Origin of the sequence: Sphingomonas sp. STIS6.2 (genome assembly GCF_000732685.2) — a bacterium.
Classification (GTDB): Bacteria; Pseudomonadota; Alphaproteobacteria; order Sphingomonadales; family Sphingomonadaceae; genus Sphingomonas; species Sphingomonas aerolata.
Genome location: NZ_JPDP02000160.1, coordinates 51,061 through 76,330, shown reverse-complemented (window position 1 = coordinate 76,330; position 25,270 = coordinate 51,061). Strand labels below are relative to the sequence as shown.

At 66.6% G+C, this 25,270-nt stretch carries 20 protein-coding genes; 9 read left to right on the top strand and 11 right to left on the bottom strand.

The annotated features are described in order from the left end of the window. Positions 1-11: 11 nt before the first annotated feature. Together atpA and sphst_RS18435 are read right to left on the bottom strand one after the other, a co-directional pair. Positions 12-1,541: a F0F1 ATP synthase subunit alpha gene (gene atpA / locus sphst_RS18440; protein WP_031394432.1), complete on the bottom strand. Its 1,530-nt coding sequence runs from the start codon at positions 1,539-1,541 to the stop codon at positions 12-14. A gap of 2 nt (positions 1,542-1,543) precedes the next feature. Continuing rightward, a complete protein-coding gene (locus sphst_RS18435) occupies positions 1,544-2,113 on the bottom strand; it encodes a F0F1 ATP synthase subunit delta (protein WP_031394433.1) in 570 nt (189 codons plus the stop codon). Positions 2,114-2,440: 327 nt separating this feature from the next. On the opposite strand from sphst_RS18435, the gene sphst_RS18430 reads away from it, so the two are divergent. Both sphst_RS18430 and sphst_RS18425 read left to right on the top strand, forming a co-directional pair. Beyond that, positions 2,441-3,118 carry a dienelactone hydrolase family protein gene (locus sphst_RS18430; RefSeq protein WP_056405309.1) on the top strand — a complete coding sequence of 226 codons (678 nt, stop codon included), beginning with the start codon at positions 2,441-2,443 and terminating at the stop codon, positions 3,116-3,118. Between the two features lie 78 nt (positions 3,119-3,196). Then, the gene (locus sphst_RS18425) at positions 3,197-4,282 is read left to right on the top strand and encodes a bifunctional transcriptional activator/DNA repair enzyme AdaA (RefSeq protein WP_051916678.1); all 1,086 of its coding nucleotides are present in this window, start codon (positions 3,197-3,199) and stop codon (positions 4,280-4,282) included. Between the two features lie 27 nt (positions 4,283-4,309). Here the strand turns inward: sphst_RS18425 and sphst_RS18420 are convergent, their stop codons facing one another. Further along, on the bottom strand, positions 4,310-5,875 hold the full coding sequence (locus tag sphst_RS18420; protein ID WP_234387741.1) for a hypothetical protein: 1,566 nt from the start codon (positions 5,873-5,875) through the stop codon (positions 4,310-4,312). 100 nt (positions 5,876-5,975) lie between these two features. Beyond that, a complete protein-coding gene (locus sphst_RS18415) occupies positions 5,976-7,493 on the bottom strand; it encodes a S1C family serine protease (RefSeq protein ID WP_107045968.1) in 1,518 nt (505 codons plus the stop codon). A gap of 131 nt (positions 7,494-7,624) precedes the next feature. On the opposite strand from sphst_RS18415, the gene sphst_RS18410 reads away from it, so the two are divergent. The 4 genes from sphst_RS18410 to sphst_RS18400 all read left to right on the top strand — a co-directional run bounded on the left by sphst_RS18410 (position 7,625) and on the right by sphst_RS18400 (position 13,592). Then, entirely contained in the window at positions 7,625-9,151 is a 1,527-nt protein-coding gene (locus sphst_RS18410) for a CpaF family protein (protein WP_166746812.1), read from the top strand. 686 nt (positions 9,152-9,837) lie between these two features. Next, a complete protein-coding gene (locus sphst_RS20785) occupies positions 9,838-10,551 on the top strand; it encodes a hypothetical protein (RefSeq protein ID WP_159043705.1) in 714 nt (237 codons plus the stop codon). A gap of 267 nt (positions 10,552-10,818) precedes the next feature. Then, positions 10,819-12,066 carry a PDZ domain-containing protein gene (locus tag sphst_RS18405; RefSeq protein ID WP_159043704.1) on the top strand — a complete coding sequence of 416 codons (1,248 nt, stop codon included), beginning with the start codon at positions 10,819-10,821 and terminating at the stop codon, positions 12,064-12,066. Further along, a complete protein-coding gene (locus tag sphst_RS18400) occupies positions 12,066-13,592 on the top strand; it encodes a hypothetical protein (protein ID WP_051916448.1) in 1,527 nt (508 codons plus the stop codon). Before sphst_RS18405 ends, sphst_RS18400 begins: the two co-directional genes overlap by 1 nt. Here sphst_RS18400 and sphst_RS18395 read toward each other — a convergent pair. Then, complete coding sequence (locus sphst_RS18395; protein WP_056405302.1) at positions 13,544-15,127, bottom strand: amidase; 1,584 nt, start codon at positions 15,125-15,127, stop codon at positions 13,544-13,546. The genes sphst_RS18400 and sphst_RS18395 overlap by 49 nt on opposite strands. A gap of 64 nt (positions 15,128-15,191) precedes the next feature. After that, positions 15,192-16,019, bottom strand: a complete 828-nt coding sequence (locus tag sphst_RS18390; protein ID WP_031395811.1) for a ferredoxin--NADP reductase — start codon at positions 16,017-16,019, stop codon at positions 15,192-15,194. A 306-nt stretch (positions 16,020-16,325) separates the two neighbouring features. On the opposite strand from sphst_RS18390, the gene uvrB reads away from it, so the two are divergent. After that, positions 16,326-18,524: an excinuclease ABC subunit UvrB gene (gene uvrB, locus sphst_RS18385; protein ID WP_031395810.1), complete on the top strand. Its 2,199-nt coding sequence runs from the start codon at positions 16,326-16,328 to the stop codon at positions 18,522-18,524. 122 nt (positions 18,525-18,646) lie between these two features. Here the strand turns inward: uvrB and sphst_RS18380 are convergent, their stop codons facing one another. Continuing rightward, positions 18,647-19,024, bottom strand: coding sequence for a PRC-barrel domain-containing protein (locus sphst_RS18380; protein WP_031395809.1), 378 nt, complete (start codon positions 19,022-19,024; stop codon positions 18,647-18,649). Between the two features lie 117 nt (positions 19,025-19,141). Between sphst_RS18380 and sphst_RS18375 the strand changes: the two genes are divergently transcribed. Continuing rightward, positions 19,142-19,690: a hypothetical protein gene (locus sphst_RS18375; protein ID WP_107045967.1), complete on the top strand. Its 549-nt coding sequence runs from the start codon at positions 19,142-19,144 to the stop codon at positions 19,688-19,690. Between the two features lie 561 nt (positions 19,691-20,251). Here the strand turns inward: sphst_RS18375 and sphst_RS18370 are convergent. The 3 genes from sphst_RS18370 to sphst_RS18360 form a co-directional block, all read right to left on the bottom strand. Then, the gene (locus sphst_RS18370) at positions 20,252-20,782 is read right to left on the bottom strand and encodes a DUF2501 domain-containing protein (RefSeq protein ID WP_051916485.1); all 531 of its coding nucleotides are present in this window, start codon (positions 20,780-20,782) and stop codon (positions 20,252-20,254) included. A gap of 71 nt (positions 20,783-20,853) precedes the next feature. Continuing rightward, positions 20,854-22,371, bottom strand: coding sequence for a fumarate hydratase (locus sphst_RS18365; protein ID WP_031395177.1), 1,518 nt, complete (start codon positions 22,369-22,371; stop codon positions 20,854-20,856). 207 nt (positions 22,372-22,578) lie between these two features. Next, positions 22,579-23,328 carry a hypothetical protein gene (locus tag sphst_RS18360; RefSeq protein WP_107046020.1) on the bottom strand — a complete coding sequence of 250 codons (750 nt, stop codon included), beginning with the start codon at positions 23,326-23,328 and terminating at the stop codon, positions 22,579-22,581. Between the two features lie 205 nt (positions 23,329-23,533). On the opposite strand from sphst_RS18360, the gene sphst_RS18355 reads away from it, so the two are divergent. Next, positions 23,534-24,235 carry an NAD-dependent deacylase gene (locus sphst_RS18355; RefSeq protein ID WP_031395175.1) on the top strand — a complete coding sequence of 234 codons (702 nt, stop codon included), beginning with the start codon at positions 23,534-23,536 and terminating at the stop codon, positions 24,233-24,235. On the opposite strand, the gene lgt is transcribed toward sphst_RS18355, so the two are convergent. Further along, the gene (gene lgt, locus sphst_RS18350; protein ID WP_031395174.1) at positions 24,236-25,078 is read right to left on the bottom strand and encodes a prolipoprotein diacylglyceryl transferase; all 843 of its coding nucleotides are present in this window, start codon (positions 25,076-25,078) and stop codon (positions 24,236-24,238) included. It lies immediately after the preceding gene. Between the last annotated feature and the right edge of the window lie 192 nt (positions 25,079-25,270).

The following is a 25,270-nucleotide window of genomic DNA, read 5'->3' as shown; positions in this document are numbered from 1 at the left end:
GCATGTTCTACTTATGCAAACGTCTTGGCGAACGCCTCGAGCGCTGCCTTCAGCTTGTCCTTCGCCTCGTTACCCAGATCGCGGGTATCGCGGATCAGCTTGAGCACATCGGCATGGTTCGCACGCATGTCGGCCAGCAGTGCCTGCTCGTAACGGGTCACGTCGGCGACGGGCACCTTGTCGAGGAAACCGCTGGTGCCGGCGAAGATCGAAACGGTCTGCTCCTCGAACGGCAGCGGCGAGAACTGCGCCTGCTTGAGCAGTTCGGTCAGACGCGCACCGCGGTTGAGCAGCTTCTGCGTCGACGCATCGAGATCCGACCCGAACTGCGCGAACGCCGCCATCTCGCGATACTGCGCGAGCTCGAGCTTGATCGAGCCCGACACCTTCTTCATCGCCTTGGTCTGTGCGGCCGAGCCGACGCGGCTGACCGAGAGACCGACGTTGATCGCCGGGCGCACGCCAGAGAAGAACAGGTCGGTTTCGAGGAAGATCTGGCCGTCGGTGATCGAGATCACGTTGGTCGGGATGTACGCCGAAACGTCGCCCGCCTGCGTCTCGATGATCGGCAGCGCGGTCAGCGAGCCGCCGCCGTTCGCGTCCGACATCTTGGCTGCACGCTCGAGCAGGCGGCTGTGGAGATAGAACACGTCGCCGGGATAGGCTTCACGGCCCGGCGGACGACGCAGCAGCAGCGACATCTGGCGATAAGCGACGGCCTGCTTCGACAGATCGTCATAGCAGATCAGCGCGTGCATGCCGCGATCGCGGAAATACTCGCCCATCGCGACGCCGGTATAGGGCGCGAGATACTGGAGCGGTGCGGGGTCCGACGCGGTGGCTGCGACGACGATGGAATATTCCATCGCGCCATTCTCTTCGAGCGTCTTGACGAGCTGCGCGACGGTCGAGCGCTTCTGGCCGATCGCGACATAGACGCAATACAGCTTCTTCGACTCGTCGTCGCCCGCGTTCGCGGTCTTCTGGTTGATGAACGCGTCGATCGCGACGGCCGACTTGCCGGTCTGGCGATCGCCGATGATCAGCTCGCGCTGGCCACGGCCGACGGGAACGAGTGCGTCGATCGCCTTGAGACCGGTCTGGACCGGCTCGCTAACCGACTGGCGCGGAATGATGCCCGGTGCCTTGACCTCGACGCGGCTGCGCTCGGTCGTGTGGATCGGGCCCTTGCCGTCGATCGGGTTGCCGAGGCCATCGACCACGCGGCCGAGCAGCTCCTTGCCGATCGGCACGTCGACGATCGTGCCGGTGCGCTTGACGATGTCGCCTTCCTTGATCTCCGAGTCAGACCCGAAGATCACGACGCCGACATTGTCGGCCTCGAGGTTAAGCGCCATGCCCTGCACGCCGTTCGAGAATTCGACCATCTCGCCGGCCTGGACGTTGTCGAGGCCGAAGATGCGCGCGATGCCGTCGCCGACGCTCAGCACCTGGCCGGTCTCGCTGACCTGGGCCTCGGTGCCGAAATTGGCGATCTGATCCTTGATGATCTTCGAGATTTCTGCGGCGCGGATATCCATGGTCAGCCTTTCATCGCCTGCGCGAGCGTGTTCAAACGGGTGCGGATCGACGAATCGATCATCTGGCTGCCGACGCGGACAACAAGTCCGCCCAGCAGCGATGGGTCGACGTTGAGGTCGACGGAAACTTCACGGCCGACCCGCTGGCGGAGCTGATGCTTCAGCTCGATCACCTGCTCTTCGGACAGCGGATGCGCGGAGGTCACTTCGGCTGCGATCTCGCCGCGATGCTGCGCAGCAAGCGTGCGATACGCCTTGATGATCTTGGCCAGCGCGCCGAGCCGGTGGTTCTCGGCCAGCACGCCCAGGAAATTCTTCGTGGTCGCATCGACGCCGAGTTCGTCGGCGACGGCGGAGATCGCCTTCACCGCCGCGCCGCGCGATACCATCGGGCTCGTCGTGAGGTCGCGGAGCGTGTCGGACTGCGCCAGCGCGTCGCGCACGGTCGACAGACTCTGCTCGACCGCGTCGATCGTCTTGGCGTCACGCGCCAGTTCGAACAGGGCGAGCGCATAACGCCCACCTAAGCTCGCCTGGATAGCGCCGCCGCCGTTACCGGGAAGTGTCTCCACGGACCTGTCAATCCTCGTCTGAAACCGAATGTCGCCGTCCCACAAGGGAAGAGGGCGCGAAAGCACCTCTACCGGGACGCGGCGCGGGTAGCATCGGGTTCCACCATTGGCAAGCCGGGCGGGCGGCCGAGACGACTGGTTTGTGACTGTTTTGTCATCGGCAGATGGTTGGAAGGCCCCACCTCGCCCTCTTCATCATACCCGCGCAGGCGGGGATCCATATCCTCCGGACCCAGCGTATTCATCGCAGGGCCTGCCACTATGGGCTCCCGCCTCCGCGGGAATGACGATAATGGCCCGAACAGGATCACACGACAAGGAATCGGAATGACCGGCACGATGGAAACGATGACCATGTCCGACGGCGCGACGATCGCGGTCTATCATGCGCAGCCGACGGGAGACCGTCGCGGCGGTCTCGTCCTCGTGCAAGAGATCTTCGGCGTCACCGACCATATCCGCGATCTGTGCGACGACTATGCGGCCGATGGCTATGAAGTGCTGGCACCCGCCCTGTTCGACCGCGAGCATCCGGGCTTCGAGGCGGACTATTCGGGTGACGGCCTCGCCCGCGGGATCGAGCTTGCGCGGCAGCTCCATCCGTTCGAACTGTCGCTGACCGACGTTCAGACCTGCATCGACTCGCTCGCCCCCGCCGGGCCCGTGTTCGTCGTCGGCTATTGCTATGGGGGGTCGGTCGCGTGGTTCGCCGCTACCCGCCTCACCGGCGTGGCCGCCGCGAGCGGCTATTATGGCAGCATGATCCCGGCGGCGGCCGACGAAGAGCCCAAGGTCCCCGTCATCCTCCATTTCGGCCGCCGCGATCACGGCATTCCGATGGAGGGCGTCGAGCAGGTGATCGCCAAGGACTGGCCGAACGCGACGGTCCATGTCTACGAGGCGGGCCACGGCTTCAACTCGGATCGCCGCAAGGATTATCACGAGCCGAGCGCCGATCTTGCGAAGGCACGCACGCTTGCGCTGTTCCACGCGAACGGCGGCTGAGAAGCGCGGGCGTCTGCTCCCCGGTTTGACCGCAAGCCGCGGGATGCAGCGCCCTGACCGACGCGCTACACCCTGTCCATGACACACACCGCCCCAGATCCGGACACCGCCTGGACCGCCTTTGCCAACCGGGACCGGGCGTGGGACGGTCGGTTCATCGTCGCGGTGAAGACCACCGGTATCTATTGCAAGCCGAGCTGTCCGGCTCGCCATCCCAGACGCGAGAATGTCGTCTTCCATGATGACCCGGCCAGCGCCCGAGCGGCCGGGTTCCGGGCCTGCCTTCGCTGTACCCCGGACACGGTGGGGCGCGACCGGATCGCGGTCGCCGCCGCCGTCGCGTTGCTCGAAGCCACGGACGACCGCCTTTCGCTCGACCGACTCGCGGCGCAGGCGGGCTATGCGCCGCATCATTTCCACCGACTGTTCAAGCGCGCGACCGGGGTCACGCCAGCCGCCTACGCCCGCGGCCTGCGCAGCGCACGCGCCGCCGACGCGCTGACCCGGGAGGCCCACGTCGCAGCCGCGATCTACGATGCGGGCTATGCCGCTCCGAGTCGCTTCTATGCCGGCGCCGCGTCGCGCATGGGGATGCCGCCAAGTGTCTGGGCGCGCGGCGGCGACGGGGTCCGGATCCGCTGGACGGTCGTCGCGACCAGCCTCGGGCCGCTGCTGATCGCCGCGACCGATACGGGGCTGTGCCGCGTGGCGTTCGACGAGGACGCGGCCGCCCTCGTCGAACGCTTTCCCCGCGCGATCGTCACGCCCGGCGATACGGCACTCGCCGATCTCGCGGCGCGCGTCGTCGCCAGCGTCGAATCACCCGAGCGCCAGCACGACCTCCCGCTCGACGTCCGCGGTACCGCGTTCCAGGAGGCGGTCTGGCAGGCACTCGCCCGCATCCCCGCGGGTGAGACGCGCACCTATACGCAACTCGCCGCTGCCGCCGGCACCCCGGCCGCGGTCCGTGCGGTGGGCAGTGCGTGCGGTGCCAATCCGATCGCCATCCTCATCCCCTGCCACCGCGCGCTTCGCACCGACGGGACACTCGGCGGCTACGCCTATGGCCTCGACCGCAAACGCGCGCTGCTGGCGAAAGAGGCGCCGCGCGAACCCGCCCTGTCGCCAGCACATTCGGGCGATCCCCGACCGTCGACATCGTGACGACGGTCGTGGCCCGCGCCCTCGCCGCTAATTCGCCGGTGTCGGCCCAGACGGCGTCGCCGCCACCGTCTCCCCCCGTGCCTTCGCAAGCGCGAGCATCGCCGCGGGCCCCGTCACGCCGGTATCGAGGATCGTGATCAGCCGCGCCGCCGGGTTGTCTGCCGACTGGTGCGGGTCATAGGCGAGCGGGCGCAGTGCGCGTCGGGCAGCATCGGTCTGACCATCCAGGATCGCCTGCGCCGCGACCTTGAAGCGCAGCGCCGGGTCCTGCGGCACCAGCTCGAGCGCGCGACCGATCCCCAGGATCGCAGCCGCGCTGGGAGCCTCGCCCGCCGCGGCGAAGCTGTCATAATAGAGCGACAGCGCCTCGGCATCGTCGGGCGCCTGGCGATTGGCCGTGACGATCCAGCGCCGCGCCGCACCCCATGCTGAAGCGTCGCGCGGTGTCGCCGCATCGGCGCGCCGCATCATCACCTGCGCCTTGTACAGCATCGCCTGGCGCGACGTCGGATCGGCGGCGAGCGCACGATCGGCAGCAGCCAGTGCCGCATCGTCCTGCCCCGCATCATACGCCATCTCGGCAAGCCAGCCCTGCGCGAGCGCATCGTCGGGATAGGCCGCCGCGATCCGGGCGGCGCGCGCGAAGATCGGTGTAGCGGTGGCACGGTTGACGCCGCGCTCTGACTGCATCCGCAGCTCGACCATTGCAGCGGCGCCCGGCGACAACGGCGTCACGGCCACCGGCGCGACGGGCAGCTTATCATACGCGATCCGCAGCCCCGGGATGCGCGACTGGCGCAGATACGCATCGAGCGCCTTGTCGAGCGCGCGCAAGTCGCCGAACGCCGCAGTGGCCGCAGCAACGCTCGGCGTTCCCGCGTTCAGCGCGGTCAGATACTGCTGGAACTGCCGGCCGCGCGCCGCATCGAACATGAGATAGTGCGTCAGCAACCAGCCGCGCCCGTACATCACCCCGCGCTGCTCGTCGGTCAGCTTCTGCCCGGTCGCGAACAAGGTCGCCGCAGGCACCGGCTTCGCCGCGAGCAGGCTGTACGCCCGGTGCTGCGCCGCGCCGCCGAGCTGGACATACTCCTTCTCGAATGCGGCGGTCGAGACGAACTCTGCATAGCCCTCGGAAAACCACGCCGGATAGGCGGCGGCGTAATTGCCCAGCAGGAAGTGATGCGCATATTCGTGGAACAGGACGATCTGCGGAATCCCGCCGCCGCGCGTCGAACGGCTGCCGTCCCCGCCCTCGTCGATCCGCGGGGTGAAGGCGACCGACCCGCTCGCGCGCGGAAGGTAGAATCCGGCGATGCCGCGATCGCCGGACAATCGGCGGATCGCCGCGACGTCGTTCGCGACATAGACGGTGACGCGGTTCGCGCCCTTCGCGCCGGTGCCCTCCGGCGTACGATGGAGATGCCGGATCGCCCCGTCGAACTGCTCGAGCCGCGTCGCCATCGTCGTGAGCGCGGCGGGCGGCATGTCGGCATAGATCTCAAAATGATCGGAGGTCGCGCGCGCCCATTTCGCCGCTGCCGGCGTCCAGGCGCCGACCAGTCCCGCCATGATCGTGACGCTCCACGCCACCCCATGCCTAACTCTGTGCATTACCCGCATCGCCATCCCCCTCAACACCGCCATCCTGCCATGCGGATCGACGCGTGCCGAGGGAGTAAACGAGATTCAATCAGTCTGCCGACGTGCAGGAATAGACGAGCTTCTCATTGGGCAGCGGCGGCAGCGTGGCCCGGACCGCGGACTGCTGGCCGACCAGCCGCGTGATCGCCGCCGGATCGGTCGTGCACTGCCCCGGCGTCTCACCACGCGCCGCCCGCGCCGCGGTCATCCCCGCCGCCGACATCAGATAGCGCGTATTGGCATAGGTCCGCGTCGCCGGGTCGAACGACAGCAGCGACACCGTCTGTTCGGCCTCGGGCACCAGCACGCGCTCCCACCGGCCATTGCCCGCGACATATTGGGTCTTGCCGTTGACGCAGCCGCCCGCGCCCCAGCTGAGCGGCACGTCTTCACTCGACGAGATCGTGATCCGGCTCCGCTCGGGGATCAGCCGGCACGTTAGCCGGCCGAGCGCCTTGTCCTCGACCACCGGCCCCGATCGCGCAGCCGACGCCGTGGGCAGGTCGACCGCGCCCGACGGCCTGGCCACGAACACGACGACCGCCGCGACCACCGCGACGCCACCGCCCGCGACCGTCCAGATCGCCGCACGCCGCCGGCCGCGCGATTCGAGCAGCCCCGCTGCACCGATCCCGAGCGCGCCTGCGACCAGCAGCAGCCCCGCGATCGCCATGACGTTCTCGCGCCGGCGCTCCGCCTCGATCCGCGCCTGTTCCAGCGCGCGTTCACGCGACAGCGCCGCCTGCGTAGCCACATCGCGCCGCGCGGCAGCCGCATCGGCCGCAGCGCGCACGTCTGCGTCGCCGTCCTGCCGCAACCGCTCCTCGATCGAGGTGCACGGCGTTCCGACCGCGCTATAGGACTGCTTCGCCTCGCGCAGGAACGCGGCGAGTTCGGTATCCGCAATCGCGAAACCGAACGTCGAATCGCCCTCCTCGCCGCGGGTGATCGCGGAATTGACGCCGATCACCCGCCCGCACCGGTCGAGCAGCGGTCCGCCCGAATTGCCGCGCGCGATATTGGCGGTGTGCAACAGCACCTCGACATCGCTCAGACTGCGCCGGCCCGAGAACACGCCCTCCGACCGCACCGGGCTGGTCGGCCGGATATAGTCCGCGGCCGAGCGCGCGGTGGCGAGGTCGACATTGCCGGGAAAGCCCAGCGACACCACCGCCCCGCCCTCATCGATCGGTCCCGTATACAGCGCGGTCTGCGGCAGGCGCGCGCCGGTGAACTCGATCAGCGCCAGATCGCGCTGCACGTCATAGGCGATCACCTTGCCCTGATAGGATTTGTCCCCCTCGGTCGGCACGACGCCGACGACGACATTGTCGGGATAGCGTTCCGCCAGCTCGACGACATGCGCGTTGGTGACGATCCGGTTGGGCGCGACCGCGAAGCCGCTGCCATGACCGAAGCCGACGACCTGATCGTCGACCACCGCGATCGTCACGACACGCACGACCCCTCGCCCGGTCGCGCTGATGTCGTCGGCGCTGGCGGGGGCGGTGATGCCGATGAGCGCGGCGAGCGGAAGGACGAGCAGGGATAGCAGGCGGATCAGCATTCGCCCCCCTTATCCGCCCGCGCGCCGCGGCAGAACCCGTTTCAGGACCGCACCGGGTCGCCGATCGATTGGTTAGCGAATTGGCAAGGCTTCGCCGGTAACCCCGGCATTAACGATCGAGGGACTGGTGCATGAGCGCGTTCGGACGACGCAGTGGGATGAGTGGCGGAACGGCAGCGCGGCCCGCGTTCGGAGTCGCGCGACCGATGCAGGGCGGTGGCCCCGCCCCGCGACCCGATCCCGAGGGCGGCGCGCAATTCCCTGCGCTCGACACCCTCCTGCCGATGCCCGGCGAGACCGAGGGCGGCGTGCCGATCGGTCAGGTCGACGCGATGCAGCGACTCGCCGATCGCCAAGCCGCGTCGGGCGATGCGGGCGCGAGCAAGGTCGAGGGCTTCGAACAGTCGATCCACAAGATCAAGGAACAGGTGCTCCCCCGCCTGCTTGAACGCGTCGATCCCGAGGCCGCGGCGACGCTCGGCAAGGACGAGCTGGCGGAGGAATTCCGCCCGATCATCGGCGAGGTGCTCGCCGAGCTAAAGCTGACGCTCAACCGCCGCGAACAGTTCGCGCTGGAAAAGGTGCTGGTCGACGAGCTGCTCGGGCTCGGGCCGTTGGAAGAGCTGCTGGCGGATCCGAACATCACCGACATCATGGTGAACGGCCCCGAACAGACCTATGTCGAGCGCAAGGGCAAGCTCGAGCTCGCGCCGATCCAGTTCCGCGACGAGGAACATCTGTTTCAGATCGCGCAGCGGATCGTGAACTCGGTCGGCCGCCGCGTCGACCAGACCACGCCGCTCGCCGACGCCCGCCTCAAGGACGGCAGCCGCGTCAACGTGATCGTGCCGCCGCTGAGCTTGCGCGGCACCGCGATCTCAATTCGTAAATTCTCGGCTAAGCCGATCACGCTCGACATGATGGCCGGGTTCGGCAGCATGAGCCCCAAGATGGCGACCGCGCTCAAGATCGCCGGTGCATCGCGCTTCAACGTCGTCATCTCGGGCGGTACCGGCTCGGGCAAGACGACGATGCTCAACGCGCTGTCGAAGATGATCGACCCGGGCGAGCGCGTGCTGACGATCGAGGACGCTGCCGAGCTTCGCCTGCAACAGCCACATTGGCTGCCGCTCGAGACGCGCCCAGCCAATCTCGAGGGTCAGGGTGAAATCTCAATCCGCGATCTCGTCAAGAACGCGCTGCGTATGCGCCCCGACCGGATCATCCTGGGCGAAATCCGTGGCTCCGAGTGTTTCGACATGCTCGCGGCGATGAACACCGGTCACGACGGCTCGATGTGTACGCTCCACGCCAACTCCCCGCGCGAGGCGCTCGCGCGCATGGAGAACATGGTGATGATGTCGGACATCAAGGTGCCCAAGGAGGCGATCTCGCGTCAGATCGCCGATTCGGTCGAGCTGATCATCCAGGTGAAGCGCCTGCGCGACGGCTCGCGCCGCGTCACCAACATCACCGAAGTCATCGGCATGGAGGGCCCCGTGATCGTCACGCAGGAGCTGTTCAAGTTCGAATATCTCGACGAGAGCGCGGACGGCAAGATCCTCGGCGAATACCGCTCGATGGGCCTGCGCCCCTACACGCTCGACAAGGCCAAGCAGTTCGGCTTCGACCAGGCCTATCTGGAGGCGTGCCTCTGACCCCCGTCGACTGCACTAACGGCAGGTGGTCGAGACCGTGCTAAAACTTCCTATTCTGCTCACGCCTATTTGCGGACATTCGGATCAAATCTATCATCTCTGGTATGGTACGAACCAAAAGATGCGTTGCCGCGATCGCCACGGCTTGGTTGTTCCTATCAAGCGTGCCCTCGGACGCCCGACTTCCAAATTTTGACCAAAGATCGGTGCCGCCTGCGCCCCCGGCTGAATACGACCCTATATCCGGTCCGTTTTTGGCTCGAATAGGCCGGAAAGGCGAGCTCGATGATCCGGGGGTGATTGCCAATGCTACAGCGTCTTGGGACGGACCGAATTTATCTGCCTTTGTATTATGCTTTCAACCGGGAGCCGATCGTGACGGCTGGCAGGTTGCGTTTGAGGCCCTTCACAACGTTTCGGTTGAGCTCAAAATGCAGGGCGCGGTGACAGTCGTTATAGACGGGAAGCGGATATGTGATGCGGCTCCTTCGCCCTCAATGGGAAGCAAGCCACACGTTGAAATCAAAGGCGTAATTCGCGGTTAGTGCCGTAGGCGTCATTTCCGCGTCCCTTTCCGCCCCGGACATTCCTGATGAAAAAATCAAAAGTTCTGCATTCAAACAGCAATGGTAAGTGAGCGAGTGACACCCTCTAGCGCACGAGCCTACGCGTGTTAGGCTACTGCGATGCTTGTTCGCGCTATACTGATAATCGTTGCCAGGCTGATCGGGGCCTCTGCGACCGCACAAACCTCCGATTCCACCACCGCGATCATGCCAAAGCCGGTGTGCTCGGGTCACCTTGGGGAATCTGTTGCGATCAACGCCGCTCCCCTAACAGTCGAGATGCTGGGGGGCAGCTATCGGGCACATCCCGGCTGGCCACATCCCGGTGAGGCACGCGTGGATCAGCTTCGCTATAGCTCGGCGGTGATGCTGCGCTCGGATGACCCACGCTTCACCGACTTTGACCTCTCTCCTGGCCCAGTGCACTCGCGAACATCGGGATGCTGGTTTTCATGGACCAGCATCCAAGGGAAGAGCGGTATTGCAGGCATTTCCAACGCTGGCATCGGAAGGAGCGGTTATGTGGATGGTTTTGTCCCGGCGCGGCCTGCCGTGACCCCCGATATCGTTGGATACAGTTTCGTCGCAGCCGATGACAACGTTCATAGGGACAGCTACACTTGGATTGGGGTATGGAACGCCGAAGGCTTGGCAGAGCGGTCGCGGGTCGTCGCCTTCGACGGCAAACGGTTCCTTATCCTTGCAACATTGCCCGTCCGGTTAGGAGCTATTTCAAAACTGTCCGACCTTCATTCTCAAGCCTATTTTTTAACGCTGATCGGTGAAGGCAAGCTTGGTCAAAAAGTAGCTTGGATAAGACTAGTCTGGCCCTAACGCGTCGATATACGGGTGCCGCTAACGATCCTAAGCCTACCCCCCCACGTAAACGATCAAAGATTTCGCATCAGCCAAGGAATGGCAGGAAACGTAGGCGCTCACCGATGCAAAAAGTTGATGCATTGGCGGGCTCGTTCGGCGGTGGGTCTCCCACAACGCAGCCGCGAAAGCCGTGAGTCCGCTTTCCTTCCCTTCAAATCCATCTGCCCCACCGTCCGCGTGCCTAGCTTGTAAGGCCCCGCCAACGCGCTAGGGACGATTCACATGCGTTTGCTTATTCTCGCCATCGTCCCGCTGTTGGCGGTCCTGAGCATCGCGACGCGGCAGCCGGCAACGCAGGCCGTGGCCGCGCCCATCCAGGTGAGCTCTACCCCAAGCACCTCGCCCGCCGACCGCGATCAGGGCGTCGCCCGTCTTGCCGCCGATACCGAAACACGCTGGGTGTCGTTCGACCTGACGCCGGGCAACCAGATCCGGTTCGCGATGCAGATCGACGGGCGCAGCATCACCGCGATCCTCGATACGGGGGTCAGTTATACGTTGCTCGCCGACACCTCCCCCGCGGTCGTCCGCCGCGCGCTGAAGCCCGGCGGGCGGGCGAGCGCGATCGGCGGGTCGGTTGCGCTGCGCTGGATGCCGACGCGGTCGATCACGCTCGGCGGTCTGACGCGCAGCGGCGGCGGCGTCAGTGTTGCCGCCCTCCCCGCGCTCGCGACCGGCAGCGCGACCGCGGTCGACCTGCTGGTCGGGCGCGACCTACTCGCCGCGCACGCGCTCGACATCGATTATGCCGCGCGCCGCTTCCGGCTGATCCCGACCGGGCGGCTGCCCTTTGCGGGCGAGACCGCGCCGCTGACGATCTCGTCCGATCGGCGCGTCTATGAAAGCGCGATCCGCATCGGCACGCACGCGCTGGCGCCGATCGTCGTCGATACCGGCGACGGATCGGCGATCACCGTGACCGCGGCGGGCTGGCGCCGTGCCGCGCCGCCGGGGCTGCCGACCACCACCGCGATCGCCTATGGGCTCGGCGGCTCGGTCGTCAGCGGCCTCGCGATCGCCCCCGAGATCCGGGTCGGTACGCTCGTCGCGCGAGACACCGAGGTGCGGATCGAGCCCGAGGCGGGCTTTTCACAGTCGATCGGCGCCGCCGGGCGGCTCGGCTCGGGGTTTCTCCAACATTATCGCGTGCTGCTCGACCCGAGCGCGGCGCGGATGGTCCTGCGCCGCGGCGACGTCGCCGATCCCCGCCCCATCCGATCGACCAGCGGCCTGCTGATGGGGGTCGAAAGCAACCGGCTGAAGGTCCTGCACGTGATGCGCGGCGGCCCGGCCGAGGCGACCGGGTGGCAGGTCGGCGACCTGATCTGTTCGATCGACGGCCAGCCCATTCCCCGCGACTATCCAGCCAGCCCGCTGGCGAACTGGACTATCCGCCCGCCCGGCAGCGTCGTCCGACTCGGGCTGTGCGACGGGACGACGCGCACGCTAACGCTCAGGACTTTCTACTGATGACATCGTCCACGACTGCATCGTCCGGATCCCGCTGGACGCCTGCGCTGATCCTGCTGCTGATCGCGCTGGCGATCCGCGCCTGGGATTTCGGCAATCCGGTGATTGCCGTCGACGAGCAATATTATCTGCTAGTCGGCGACCGGATGCTGCACGGCGCGATCCCCTTTGTCGACATCTGGGATCGCAAGCCGATCGGGCTGTTCCTGCTGTTCGCGGCGATCCGGCTACTCCCCGGCGACGGGATCCTCGCCTATCAGCTCGTCGCGACCGGCTGCGCCTGGCTGACTGCGGTCCTCGTTCATCACGGCGCGATGCGGATCGGCGCGACGCGGCGTGGTGCGCTGGCGGCAGGAGCGACCTATCTGGCCGGGCTGTCGCTGCTCAGCGGCGGCGGCGGGCAGGCACCGGTCTTCTACAATCTGCCGATCGCCATCGCCGCGCTGCTGACCTTCCGCCTGCCCGCACTCGCGGCGGCGAACGACCGCCGCGCGATCGTGCGTGGCGGCGCGCTGGCCTGCCTGCTCGCCGGGATCGCGATCCAGATGAAATACACGCCCGCCTTCGAGGGCGCGTTCTTCGGGCTGGCGCATCTCTGGTTCCACCGCCGCACCGGCGCGCCGGTCTCAGCGACGCTGGGCGCGGCGCTGCTGTGGATCGCCGTCGGGCTCGCGCCGTCGCTCGCCGCGCTTGGCTGGTACACCGCGCACGACCTGTTCGCGACCTTCTGGTTCGCCAACGTCACCTCGATCTTCCTGCGCCCCGGCTATCCGCTCGCGCAGGTGGTGACGCGACTGCTCGGCATCCTCGTCCAGCTGCTGCCGCTGATCGCCGCCGCCGCGATCACCTGGCATCGCCGCGCGCATCTCGGGATCGACCGTGCGGTCGCGCGGCTCGGCTTTGGCTGGCTGATCGCGGCGTCGCTCGGCTTCCTCGCGATCGGTACCTTCTTCGATCATTACGGCCTGCCGCTGGTTGCTCCGCTGGCGATCGCCGCCGCGCCCGCGCTGTCACGCCATGCGAAGCTGCTAGCGATCGCGCTGATCGTCCCCTTTACGATCCTTGCGGTCGAACGCGTCGTCCGGCGCGACGACGCCGCCGGCGCCTATGCGCTGGCCCGCATCGTCCAGGCGAACAGCGGCGACGAATGCCCCTATGTGTTCCGCGGCGACACCGTCACCTATCTGCTCGCGCGGACCTGTGTGCCGACGCCCTACGCCTTTCCCAACCTGCTCAGCCTGTCGACCGAGCAAGGCGCGACCGGGATCGACGAGGCGGCCGAGGTCCGCCGCATCCTCGCCAACCGTCCGCCGGTGATCGTCACCTCGACGCGCCGCCTGTCGATCTGGAACGTCGGCAGCCTGCGCGCGCTGAAGGCGACGCTCGCGAGCGACTATCGCCTCGTCTTCACCACCCGCCGGCTGAAGGATCGCAGCGCCGTCTATCTGCGCAACGACCGCATGTTCGTCGCCCCCGGTCAGCGCGCCCCGTCGAGTCCGGTGCCCACCGCCGCCGACGGCAGGTAACGCGGCGCGGTCCGCGCGTTGGCCCGCTGTTCATAGGCATAGCCCGCGTTCAGCACGGTGCCGTCGCCGTAGCGCGTCGCGATGAACGACAGCCCGACCGGCAGCCCGCGGACAAGCCCCATCGGCACGGTCAGGTTGGGATAGCCGGCGACCGCGGGCAGTTCGCTCGCGCTCGGTCCGCCATATTGGTCGCCGTACACCGGCTCGCTGAGCCAGGCGGGACCATAGGTCGGCTCGACGAGCACCGTCGCCCGCGCGGTCGTCAGCATCGCGTCGATCCCCTCTGCGCCCGCCAGCCGCAGCGATTTCGCACGGGCCGCCTTGTACGCCGGGTCGTCGAGCCCCTTGGTCTTGGCCGCCGCCTCGAACGTCTCCTGCGCGAAGAACGGCATCTCCGCTGCTTCATTGGCGCGATTGAACGCGATCACCTGGTCGAGCGTCCGGGTCCGCACCGCCGCCGGGGTGGTCGCCAGATAGGTGTCGAGATCGGCCTTCAGCTCGGTCTGGAGTACCAGCAGCTCCGCCTCGCCGATCCCGTCGAGCTTGGGCTGCTTGACCTCGACGAGCACCGCGCCCGCGGCCTTTAGAATGCCCAGCGCGACTTCGTACCGCGCCGCGACGTCCGCGGTCATCTCGGGCCGGACGACCCCGATCCGCAACCCCGACAGCGCGCTCGTCGACAAGGCGGCGGCATAGTCGCGCTTGTACGCGCCTGCCCCCGCGGTCGCCGCATCCGCCGGGTCCGCCGCGATCATCGCCGAGAACATCGTCGCCACGTCGCGCACGCTGCGCGCCATCGGCCCTGGCGTGTCCTGGCTATGGCTGATCGGCACGACATGCGTGCGGCTGACCAGCCCGATCGTCGGCTTCAGCCCGACCAGCCCGTTGATCGATGACGGGCACACGACCGAGCCATCGGTTTCGGTGCCGATCGCGGCCGCAGCAAAGCTCGCCGCGATCGCCGCGCCCGACCCGCTCGACGATCCGCATGCGGTCCGATCGAGCGCATAGGGATTGCGGACCAGCCCACCGACCGCGCTCCACCCGCTCATCGACCGGGTCGAGCGGATGTTCGCCCATTCGCTGAGGTTGGTCTTGCCGAGGATCACCGCCCCCGCCGCGCGCAGCTGCGCGACCACGGGCGCGTCGCGGCGCGTCATATTGTCCTTGAGCGCCAGGCTGCCCGCGGTGGTCGGCATCGCGTCGGCGGTCTCGACATTGTCCTTGATCAGCACCGGCACGCCGTGCAGCGGCCCGCGCACCCGCCCTGCCCGACGCTCCGCGTCGAGCGCCTTGGCCTGGGCCAGCGCATCGGGATTGAGCGCGATCACGCTGCGCAGCGTCGGCCCCTTGCGGTCCATTGCCGCGATCCGCGCGAGATACGCCCGGACCAGATCGACGCTGCTCGCCGTCCCCGCCGTCATGCTCGCCTGAAGCTGATCGATCGAGCGTTCCTCGACCGCGACGGTCTTTGCCACCGCCGCCAATGGCATGGCGGCGGTGGCGAGCAGGATCCCCGTGATAATCTGGCGCATTTTCAGTCCCCCTTTGGCCTGGACGCTATCGGGGATCGGGCGGCGCGCCAAGCGCCCTGGCGGGTCAGCCGACGAAGGCGCGCTCGATCACGAACGTACCGGGCTTGGAATTCGCGCCCTCCTCGAAGCCCTGCGCCTCGAGCATCACCGCGAACTCCTTGATCATCTCGGTCGATCCACACATCATTGCGCGATCGGTCTCGGGGTTCAGCTTCTGGTCGCCGCGCACCGGATGGCCGAACAGCGACGCGTCCTCGATCAGCGCACCGATCCGCCGCGTGGTGCGGAACGGCTCGCGCGTGACGGTCGGGATGTAGTGGAACTGCGTAGCCGCCTCCTCGGCGATTAGCGGATCCTCGGCGAGCAAGGCGACCATCTCGTCGTGATAGGCAAGGTCGCTGACGCGGCGCACGCTGTGCACGACGATCACCTGCTCATAGGCCGAATAGACATCGGGATCGCGCATCAGGCTGAGGAACGGGGCAAGGCCGGTGCCCGTCGAGAACATGAACAGCCGCTTGCCCGGGAGCAGCGCGTCGAGCACCAAAGTGCCCGTCGGCTTCTTGCCCAGATACACCTCGTCGCCCGGCTGGATCAGCTGGAGCTTCGAGGTCAGCGGACCGTCCTCGACCTTGATCGACAGGAATTCGAGCTCTTCCGAATAATGCGGGCTCGCGATCGAATAGGCGCGCATGATCGGCTTGCCGCCCTCTTGCGGAAGGCCGATCATCACGAATTCGCCCGAGCGGAAGCGGAAGGTCGACGGGCGCTCGATCGCGAAACTGAACAGATGCTCGTTCCAGTGGCGCACCCACAGAACCTTGGCGTTGAGGAACGCGGGGGTCTCCGGGATGAGCACGGGCGCGCGGGTTTCGAGGGTTTCGGCGGTCATGCGTCTATTCCTTGGCCGCGCGGAGTCGCGCCGGCGGGTCGATGGCTTGCGAAACGGTCGCATTATGGATGCGCGTGCAGTGGGTCAACATTAGCAAAGCTTGGGGCCGCACAATGGCCGCCGCATTAGAACGTCCGTCATTCCCGCGCAGGCGGGAGCCCATACCGGCAGCGCTCTCCCTTAAAATGCTGACGGCGTAGGCTATGGATCCCCGCCTTCGCGGGGATGACGGGTGGTTTGCGGATTGACGAATGCCGGCAATGGCGGCGTTGTCGTCGTGCCACCTGTTCCCCATATTCCCCCTCGATGGCCATCCAGATCCGCACCAGCCTCGCCGAACCCGAAACCGGCGACACCTTCGTCCCGCACCGCCCGACCGCGCGCCCTGCAAAGGTCGAGGGTGGCAAGCGGTTCAAGCTCGTCAGCGACTATGCGCCTGCGGGCGACCAGCCGACCGCGATCGCCGAACTCGTCTCGGCGATCGGCGAGGGCGAGAAGGATCAGGTGCTGCTGGGCGTCACCGGATCGGGCAAGACCTTCACGATGGCGAGTGTGATCGAACGCGTGCAGCGGCCTGCGCTGATCCTCGCGCCGAACAAGATCCTCGCGGCGCAGCTCTACGGCGAGATGAAGTCGTTCTTTCCCGACAACGCGGTCGAATATTTCGTCAGCTATTACGATTATTACCAGCCCGAGGCATATGTCGCGCGGTCGGACACGTATATTGAGAAGGAGTCCTCGACCAACGAGTCGATCGATCGGATGCGGCATTCGGCGACGCGCGCGTTGCTCGAACGCGACGACGTGATCATCGTCGCGTCGGTCTCGTGCCTGTACGGCATCGGCTCGGTCGAAACCTATTCGGCGATGATCTTCGACCTGAAAAAGGGCACGACGGTCGACCAGCGCGAGATCGTGCGCAAGCTCGTCGCGCTCCAGTACAAGCGCAACGACGCGGCGTTCCAGCGCGGCAATTTCCGCGTGAAGGGCGACACGCTCGAGATCTTCCCGTCGCATTACGAGGACAGCGCGTGGCGCATCTCGTTCTTCGGCGACGATATCGAGGAGATTACCGAGTTCGACCCGCTGACCGGCAAGAAGGTCGCGTCGCTCAACTCGGTGCGCGTCTATGCGAACTCGCATTACGTGACGCCCGGCCCGACGCTGAAACAGGCGGGCGAGGCGATCAAGCACGAGCTGGCCGAACGGCTGAAGGAACTGGTGCTCGAGGGCAAGTTGCTCGAGGCGCAGCGGCTGGAGCAGCGCACAAACTTTGATCTGGAGATGATCGCGGCGACCGGGTCTTGCGCGGGGATCGAGAATTACTCACGCTTCCTCACTGGCCGCATGCCGGGCGAGCCGCCACCCACCTTGTTCGAATATCTGCCCGACAATGCGCTGCTGTTCGTCGACGAGAGCCATGTCACGATCGGCCAGATCAACGGCATGTCGCGCGGCGATCACCGTCGCAAGCTGACGCTTGCCGAATATGGCTTCCGCCTTCCCTCAGCGATCGACAACCGGCCGCTGCGCTTCAACGAGTGGGACGCGATGCGCCCGCCGACGACCTATGTCTCGGCGACTCCGGGCAGCTGGGAGATGGAGCAGACCGGCGGCGTGTTCGCCGAGCAGGTCATCCGCCCGACCGGGCTGATCGATCCGCCCGTCGAGATCAAGCCGGTCGAGGAGCAGGTGCAGGACCTGATCGTCGAGGTCGGGAAGACCACCGCGCTCGGCTATCGCACGCTCGTCACGACGCTGACCAAGCGGATGGCGGAGGATCTTACCGAATATATGCACGAGGCGGGGATCAAGGTCCGCTACATGCACAGCGACGTCGAGACGCTCGAGCGTATCGAGCTGATCCGGGACCTACGGCTCGGCGTGTACGACGTGCTGATCGGCATCAACCTGCTGCGCGAGGGGCTGGACATCCCCGAATGCGGGCTGGTCGCGATCCTTGATGCCGACAAGGAGGGGTTCCTGCGCTCCGAAACCTCGCTGATCCAGACGATTGGTCGTGCGGCGCGTAACGTCGACGGCCGCGTGATCCTGTACGCCGACCGCGTCACGGGCTCTATGGAGCGCGCGATGAACGAGACCGCGCGGCGTCGCGAGAAGCAGGTTGCGTACAACACCGAACATGGCATCACGCCGACGACGATCCGCCGCAACATCGGCGACATCATCGCGCATGTCGCCAGCCAGGATCAGGTCACCGTCCCTATAGACGAGGACCGCCCGCACATGGTCGGACATAACCTGCGTGCGTATATCGAGGATCTGGAAAAACAGATGCGCAAGGCCGCGTCGGATCTGGAGTTCGAGACCGCCGGGCGGCTGCGAGACGAGATCCGGCAGCTGGAGAACGAGGAGCTTGGCCTGCCGGTGGACCAGCAGAAGGCGCCGGTCATGGGCCGTTCGAACGAGGGCAAGCCAGGCACGCGGAAAACGCGCTACGGGAAAAGCCAGAAGATGCGGATGGGTGGCTCGCGCTCTCGCTGAGCCGCCCATTCCCCTCTTCGTCACCCTGACGAAAGTCAGGGCCCAGAGCCGCGGATGCTGCGGTCAACAACTCTGGGTCCTGACTTTCGTCAGGATGACGGAGGGGTCGGCCCGCGCTCGCGTCAGCCGACGACCAGATCCTCGCTGCTCGACCCGTAATAGCTCGCCACCCGGTCGGCATAGGCCTGGTCGAAGACCGGCGCGTTGTTCGACCAGCTCGGGCCGCCTTCCAGCACGCGCTTGTCGATCGTCACCACATACAGGTCACGCACAGCGTCGAACTGGAGCAACGCGAACGGCAGCGGGTAGAAGCTCTTGCCCATGCCCAGGAACCCGCCAAGGCTCAGCACGGCATGCGTCGCGCGCCCGGTACCCTTGTGCACCATGAACGCATAGACCGTCCCGACCGCGTCGCCATCGCGGCTCTCGACCTTCATCGTCCCCGAAATATTTGCCTGCACGAGCAGCTGGGTTGGGGTCTGGGCAACGGTATCGGACATGGATCGTCTCCTGATTTACAGTGTTCCGTCGCTGAACCGGTAGCAGCGTGCGCCGGTTCCCACGCGACCGCGGTTGTCGCGCCTTGAGCGGTCGCCGGGCGTGCCGCATAGCGGGTCATGCGCGCCCACACCCCTATCGCCGCCGGCTGGCCTATCGCCGCCGGCCTCGCCATGCTGACGCTGATCGCCGGTTGCGTCGCGCCGCCCCGCGCCGAACCGCCGCCGCCGCCACCGCGCGTCGAAGCGCCCGCCCCCGCCCCACGCCCCGCCCCGCTCGCGGCCGACTGGCGCGACTGGCCCTATACGCCGGGAAGCTGGACCTATCGCCGCGATCCGCGCGGATCGGTGGCGAGTTTCGGAGCGCAGGCGGCGCTGCCCGCGCTGACACTCCAGTGCGATACCGGCACACGGCAAATCTATCTGTCGCGTACTGCGGCGGCCGCCACGCCGATGACGATCCGCACGTCGAGCGTCACGCGCGCGCTGTCAGTCCAGCCCGGCAGCACGCCCGGCACCGTGACGGCGACGCTGCCGGCCAGCGATCCGTTGCTCGAAGCGATGGGGTTCAGCCGCGGTCGGTTCGTGATCGACCAGCAGGGTCAGCCCGCTCTCGTCATCCCCTCATGGGCGGAGATCGAACGCGTGACCGAGGATTGTCGCGGGTAAGGGCGGGCATTTGCCCAGCGTGCCGCACAGCCTTTGAGGATTGCGCGAAATCTTCTGCAAAACAAGACTTGTATCAACAGAGCACCCGGCACACATTGCGGTTGCGGTCAGGCTTGGCCGCGTTTTTTCAACAAGCGAAAGGAGGTGATCCGATGTCTCATGGTTCAGCAGTGAGTTCGGTTCGGTTCGTTCGGGGGACGCGCTACTGATATCCGACGGCATGTGCGGGAGGTATCGCCCTCCAATCAACGCACATGGCACAGGATGAGGTGGTACGCATGGTCCTCCGGGCTGGAGCTCTCCGGCCGCTGACCATGTCAGGAGGTTGTCGGGTCGTCGTGAGACGCCCCGGCAACCTCTTTTCATTTCTGGGCTATTTGGTTTGGGAATGCGGGCGTGGCCCCGCATCGGCGAGATGAACTGCCCTCGCCCCACCGCCTCCGCCATCCTGACGAAAGTCAGGACCCAGAGCCACGCAGGTCGCCCCTAATTACCCTGGATCCTGACTTTCGTCAGGATAACGGGACGGGCGACGGCTAGCCGCCCTAGCCCGCGCGCCGCTTAGAGAAACGCCTTGGCCCGGTTGAGCACGAGGCTGCACATCTTCGTCTTCACCTGTCCGCCGAGATTGTCGAGCGACAGCCCCTGACCGTTCGGCGACTGAAGCTCCCCCGCCTGTCCCGCAGCAAAGCCGGGCGACGTCCGCACGCCCTGCCGCCCGGTCAACCGCTGCAGGATCGAATGCGCGCCTGCCGCCTGGCCCGTCGCGGGGGATTGCGTCCGGGTCTGGGGCGCCGTTTGCCGCCCCGTTAACGCGCCTAGTGCGCCGCCCTGACCGAGCAGGTTGTTCTTGAGGCAATAGCCTAACAGACCTGCCGCATTGCCCGCACCGATCGAACCAATGCCCGACGCGCCACCGCCAAGCAGGCCACCCAGTCCGCCGCCGAGCCCGCCAAGACTGTCACCCAGGCTACCGAGGCCCCCGCTGGACGTACGGGGCGCGGGCGCGGGTGCCTCGCTCTGGGCAACGGCGCTCGTCGTCATCAATGTTGCGACCGCGATCGCGACGACGGGGTTGGCGGGCTTGAACATACGAAACTCCTCTGGTTCGCAAGCTCAACGGAAGGGCCGCCCTCCCCGTTCCACGTCATCAGGACGAGCAGTCACGCCGGCGCGAGCAACCGCTCCCGTGCGATCTTCTCGCGCCAGACGAGCGGCGCCAGCTGGTGGACGTTCTCGCCCGCCGAATCGACCGCGACGGTCACCGGGAAATCGGCGACCTCGAATTCGTAGATCGCTTCCATACCCAGATCCTCGAAGCCGACGACCTTCGATCCCTTGATCGCGCGCGCAACCAGATAGGCCGCACCGCCGACCGCCATCAGATAGGCCGACTTGGCCTCGGCGATCGCCTTGGTCGCATCGCCGCCGCGCTCGGCCTTGCCGACCATCGCCAGCAGGCCCTGGTCGAGCATCATGCGCGTGAACTTGTCCATCCGCGTCGCGGTAGTGGGGCCCGCGGGCCCGACCACCTCGTCGCCGACCGGATCGACGGGTCCGACATAATAGATCACGCGGCCACGGAAATCGACAGGCAGCTCCTCGCCCTTGGCCAGCATGTCGGCGATCCGCTTGTGCGCGGCGTCACGCCCGGTGAGCATCTTGCCGTTCAGCAGCAGGCGGTCGCCATGCTTCCACGTCTGGACGACCTCGGGCGTCAGCGTGTCGAGATCGACGCGGATCGCGGCCTTGTCGGGCGTCCAGTTGACGTCGGGCCACTCCTCGAGCTTCGGCGCCTCCAGATACACCGGCCCCGACCCGTCGAGCACGAAATGCGCGTGGCGCGTGGCGGCGCAGTTCGGGATCATCGCGACGGGCTTCGACGCGGCATGCGTCGGCCAGTCGAAGATCTTGACGTCGAGGATGGTGGAGAGCCCGCCCAGCCCCTGCGCGCCGATGCCAAGCGCGTTGACCTTGTCGTAGATCTCGATCCGCAGCGCCTCGATGTCGTTCCTGGGGCCCCGCTCCTTCAGCTGCGCCATGTCGATCGCGCCCATCAGCGACTGCTTGGCGAGGATCATCGACTTTTCCGCGGTGCCGCCGATGCCGATGCCGAGCATCCCCGGCGGGCACCAGCCGGCGCCCATCTGCGGGATCATCTCGAGCACCCAGTCGACGATCGAGTCGGACGGGTTCATCATCTTGAACTTCGACTTGTTCTCGCTGCCGCCGCCCTTGGCCGCGACGTCGATCGAGACGGTGTTGCCGGGCACCATCTCGACATGCATCACGCTCGGCGTGTTGTCCTTGGTGTTGCGGCGCGTGAAGGCGGGATCGGCGAGGATCGAGGCGCGCAGCTTGTTCTCGGGGTTGAGATACGCCTTGCGCACGCCTTCATCGACGACCTCCTGCAAGGAGCGGGTCGAGTCGAGGCGGCAGTCCTGGCCCCATTTGACGAACACCGTGACGATGCCGGTATCCTGGCAGATCGGGCGATGGCCCTCGGCGCACATCCGGCTGTTGGTCAGGATCTGCGCGATCGCATCCTTGGCGGCGGGGCTCTGCTCGGCCTCGTACGCGACGCCCAGCGCACGGATGTAATCCATCGGGTGGTAGTAGCTGATGAACTGGAGCGCGTCGGCGACGCTTTCGATCAGGTCGGCTTCGGTGATGACGGTCATGCAGCGCCTTTACGGATACGGGTTTGCAGGCGTCTTAGCGGCGATCGGGTGATTTATGAAGATAGGGTCGGCCGGGCGATCGCCGCGCGACCCGCCACGACGTCCGCGCTTGCACGAGGTCCGACGTGTGAGGTTCTCCAAACAAAAGGGGCTGGAGTGGACACATCACCACTCCAGCCCCTCAGGCTGTGATTACGTGCAGCAGTCTTACATCGGCGGCGTCAGGCCATCCTTGCCGACCGCGACGGACCTCGCCCCCGACGCGCCGGCCGAGGTGATCGCGAACAGCTTCTGGCCCTTTGCGAGGATCGAACGCTCGGCCGGCTCGAACCGGACGATCGGCGTGCCGACGGGCACGACGACCTGCGCCTTGCCGCCCTTGTACGAGATGCTGAGCTTGGTTTCGCCGGGCTTGCCCGAGCCGCCGGTCACCGTCCCGTTGGTCATTCCGCTCTGCTGGTCGACGGTGCCGTTGGTCATCGCGCTCTGCCCGTCGACGGTGCCGTTGGTCATTGCACTCTGCCCATCGGCCGCGCCGCCGCCAGCGGCCGCGACCACGCCGGGAACGTCCCAGGGATAATGGCCCTCGCCGGTCCCGCGCATCGCCTCGGGGAAGATGACGAGCTCGACCGCGCGCAGTGCGTCGTCGGGTCCGGTCGTCGCAGTGCCGATGAAGTCGCCGTCCTTCAGCGTCGACAGATCGGACTTCACCACCCAGGCGACCTTGGTCTTGGCGTCGAGCGGAACGCTGACCGACTTGCCGTCATAGGTCTGGACGGTCACCGCGTCGGCGCCGACCGCGGTGATCACGCCGCGAACGCGAGTGACGTCGGACGCTGCGCTTGCCGCCGCGCTGGTATTGACGGTGGCAGTGTTGGCGCCGGCCGATGTCGTGTCGCCACAGCCGCCAAGGACCGCGATCACGCCGCTCAACAGCATCAGTTTTTTCGTCACCATCGCATTGGATCCTTCGAATATCATGGCGCGCGGTGCCATGACGGCATCGGCGAACGGAGTGCGGCCGGCCACAAAGACATGGTCGGTTCGGTTCAACGCCGTAAACGAGCAACCGGGCGCATCCCGCCGACCCGATGCTCGGAGACGCAAGATATCGGCGTGACTGCGGCTATCCTGGCGACAGCGCCATACGTAGAGGGTGACGATGCAGGATCTACGAAACATTGTCATTCTGACGGGCGCGGGCATCTCCGCCGAAAGCGGCATCGCGACGTTCCGCGGGCCGGGCGGCCTATGGGAAGGTCACCGGGTCGAGGATGTCTGTACCCCCGAGGCGCTCGCCGCGGATCCGGAGCTGGTGCACCGCTTCTACGATCTCCGTCGGGCGGCGCTGGCGACGGTCGAGCCCAATGCCGCGCACCGTGCGCTGGCGCGGCTGGACGAAGCATGGGGCGGCGGATTGCTGATCGTCACGCAGAATGTCGACGATCTGCATGAGCGCGCGGGCGCGACGCGGATGCTGCACATGCATGGCGAACTGCTGTCCGCGCTATGTGCCGTCTGCGGCGCGCGCGAGTCCTGGGCCGGCAGCTTGCCGGAGGGGTCGATATGCGGCGCCTGCGGGTCGGCGGCGCTGCGGCCCGACATCGTGTTCTTCGGCGAGATGCCGTACCAGATGGAGCGGATCGAGGCAGCACTGGCGCAGGCCGATCTCTTCGTGTCGATCGGGACGTCGGGGGCGGTGTATCCGGCGGCCGGCTTCGTGCAGACCGCGGCCTATCACGGCGCCGCTACCTTGGAGCTGAATCTCGACCCTTCGATGGGGAGCGTATTTTTCGAGGAGACGCGGATCGGCGCGGCCGGAATGCTGGTGCCAGCGTGGGTCGATGAGGTCCTGGGGCGATAGTCACGGGGTAGGGACGACCGCGGCGCGCGCGCTCTTAAGTGACCGGACGTAGAACCAGATGCCGGCGCCGACCATCGGCACGCTCAGCGTCTGCCCCATCGTCAGCCCCCACCACAGATGGTCGAGCCCGGCATCGGGCTGGCGGACGAATTCGAGCAGGAACCGCGCGGTGCCGTACAAGATCAGCCCCGCGCCGAGCAGGTGTCCGGGACGAAGCCGCGCGTCGGTGCGCCAGAACAGATAGGCCAGGACGATCATGCTGAGTCCGCCCTCAAGCGCGGCTTCGTAGAGCTGGCTCGGGTGCCGGGGGATGCCGTCATGCGTGCCCGGAAAGATCACCGCCCAGGGAAGCGAACTCGGCCGGCCCCACAACTCCCCGTTCACGAAATTGGCGATCCGCACCAGCACGAGGCCGAACGGCGTCGCGCAGGCGACGTAATCGCACATCCGGAGCAGCGACAGCCGATGACGCCGTGTGAACAGGACCGGGCTGACAATCACCCCCAGGAACCCGCCATGCAGCGACATGCCGCCCTGCCAGAGCTTCAGCACGTCGAGCGGCGCGCGCCAGATCTCGGGCCGGTAGAACACGCAATAGCCAAGCCGACCACCGATGATGATGCCCAGCGTCAGGTAGAAGACGAGATCGTCGACATGCCCCGCCGTCATCGGCGCACCGGACCGGCGGAGCATCCTCCGCAGACACGACCAGCCCAGCGCGATCATCGCGATATAGCTGAGCGCGTACCATCGGAGCTGGAACAGGCCGAAATCCAGCGCCACCGGGGACAGATGCAACTGGTCGTAGCGGATCGCGGACGTCGCATCGATCAGGGTCGGCATCGCGTGGTCCTCGTCCGGGTCAGCCGGTGAGGTCTACGGTAGCATCAATAGATTTCAGGAGGTCGCGGGTTTGGTACAATAGGCGTCGGTGTGACGCAGTGCCGAGCCAAAGCCTGCTCTCCCGCGAAGGCGGGAGTCCAGTCTGGGCCACCGCCTTCGCGGGGGAACATCCTTTTGCATCGAACACTACCA

Excerpts from the sequence above, each read along its gene's own strand:
- atpA (WP_031394432.1), bottom strand. The coding sequence starts at position 1,541 with ATGGATATCCGCGCCGCAGAAATCTCGAAGATCATCAAGGATCAGATC.
- sphst_RS18430 (WP_056405309.1), top strand. The coding sequence starts at position 2,441 with ATGACCGGCACGATGGAAACGATGACCATGTCCGACGGCGCGACGATC.
- sphst_RS18425 (WP_051916678.1), top strand. The coding sequence starts at position 3,197 with ATGACACACACCGCCCCAGATCCGGACACCGCCTGGACCGCCTTTGCC.
- sphst_RS18415 (WP_107045968.1), bottom strand. The coding sequence starts at position 7,493 with ATGCTGATCCGCCTGCTATCCCTGCTCGTCCTTCCGCTCGCCGCGCTC.
- sphst_RS18410 (WP_166746812.1), top strand. The coding sequence starts at position 7,625 with ATGAGCGCGTTCGGACGACGCAGTGGGATGAGTGGCGGAACGGCAGCG.
- sphst_RS20785 (WP_159043705.1), top strand. The coding sequence starts at position 9,838 with ATGCTTGTTCGCGCTATACTGATAATCGTTGCCAGGCTGATCGGGGCC.
- sphst_RS18405 (WP_159043704.1), top strand. The coding sequence starts at position 10,819 with ATGCGTTTGCTTATTCTCGCCATCGTCCCGCTGTTGGCGGTCCTGAGC.
- sphst_RS18400 (WP_051916448.1), top strand. The coding sequence starts at position 12,066 with ATGACATCGTCCACGACTGCATCGTCCGGATCCCGCTGGACGCCTGCG.
- sphst_RS18395 (WP_056405302.1), bottom strand. The coding sequence starts at position 15,127 with ATGCGCCAGATTATCACGGGGATCCTGCTCGCCACCGCCGCCATGCCA.
- sphst_RS18390 (WP_031395811.1), bottom strand. The coding sequence starts at position 16,019 with ATGACCGCCGAAACCCTCGAAACCCGCGCGCCCGTGCTCATCCCGGAG.
- uvrB (WP_031395810.1), top strand. The coding sequence starts at position 16,326 with ATGGCCATCCAGATCCGCACCAGCCTCGCCGAACCCGAAACCGGCGAC.
- sphst_RS18380 (WP_031395809.1), bottom strand. The coding sequence starts at position 19,024 with ATGTCCGATACCGTTGCCCAGACCCCAACCCAGCTGCTCGTGCAGGCA.
- sphst_RS18375 (WP_107045967.1), top strand. The coding sequence starts at position 19,142 with ATGCGCGCCCACACCCCTATCGCCGCCGGCTGGCCTATCGCCGCCGGC.
- sphst_RS18370 (WP_051916485.1), bottom strand. The coding sequence starts at position 20,782 with ATGTTCAAGCCCGCCAACCCCGTCGTCGCGATCGCGGTCGCAACATTG.
- sphst_RS18365 (WP_031395177.1), bottom strand. The coding sequence starts at position 22,371 with ATGACCGTCATCACCGAAGCCGACCTGATCGAAAGCGTCGCCGACGCG.
- sphst_RS18360 (WP_107046020.1), bottom strand. The coding sequence starts at position 23,328 with ATGGTGACGAAAAAACTGATGCTGTTGAGCGGCGTGATCGCGGTCCTT.
- sphst_RS18355 (WP_031395175.1), top strand. The coding sequence starts at position 23,534 with ATGCAGGATCTACGAAACATTGTCATTCTGACGGGCGCGGGCATCTCC.
- lgt (WP_031395174.1), bottom strand. The coding sequence starts at position 25,078 with ATGCCGACCCTGATCGATGCGACGTCCGCGATCCGCTACGACCAGTTG.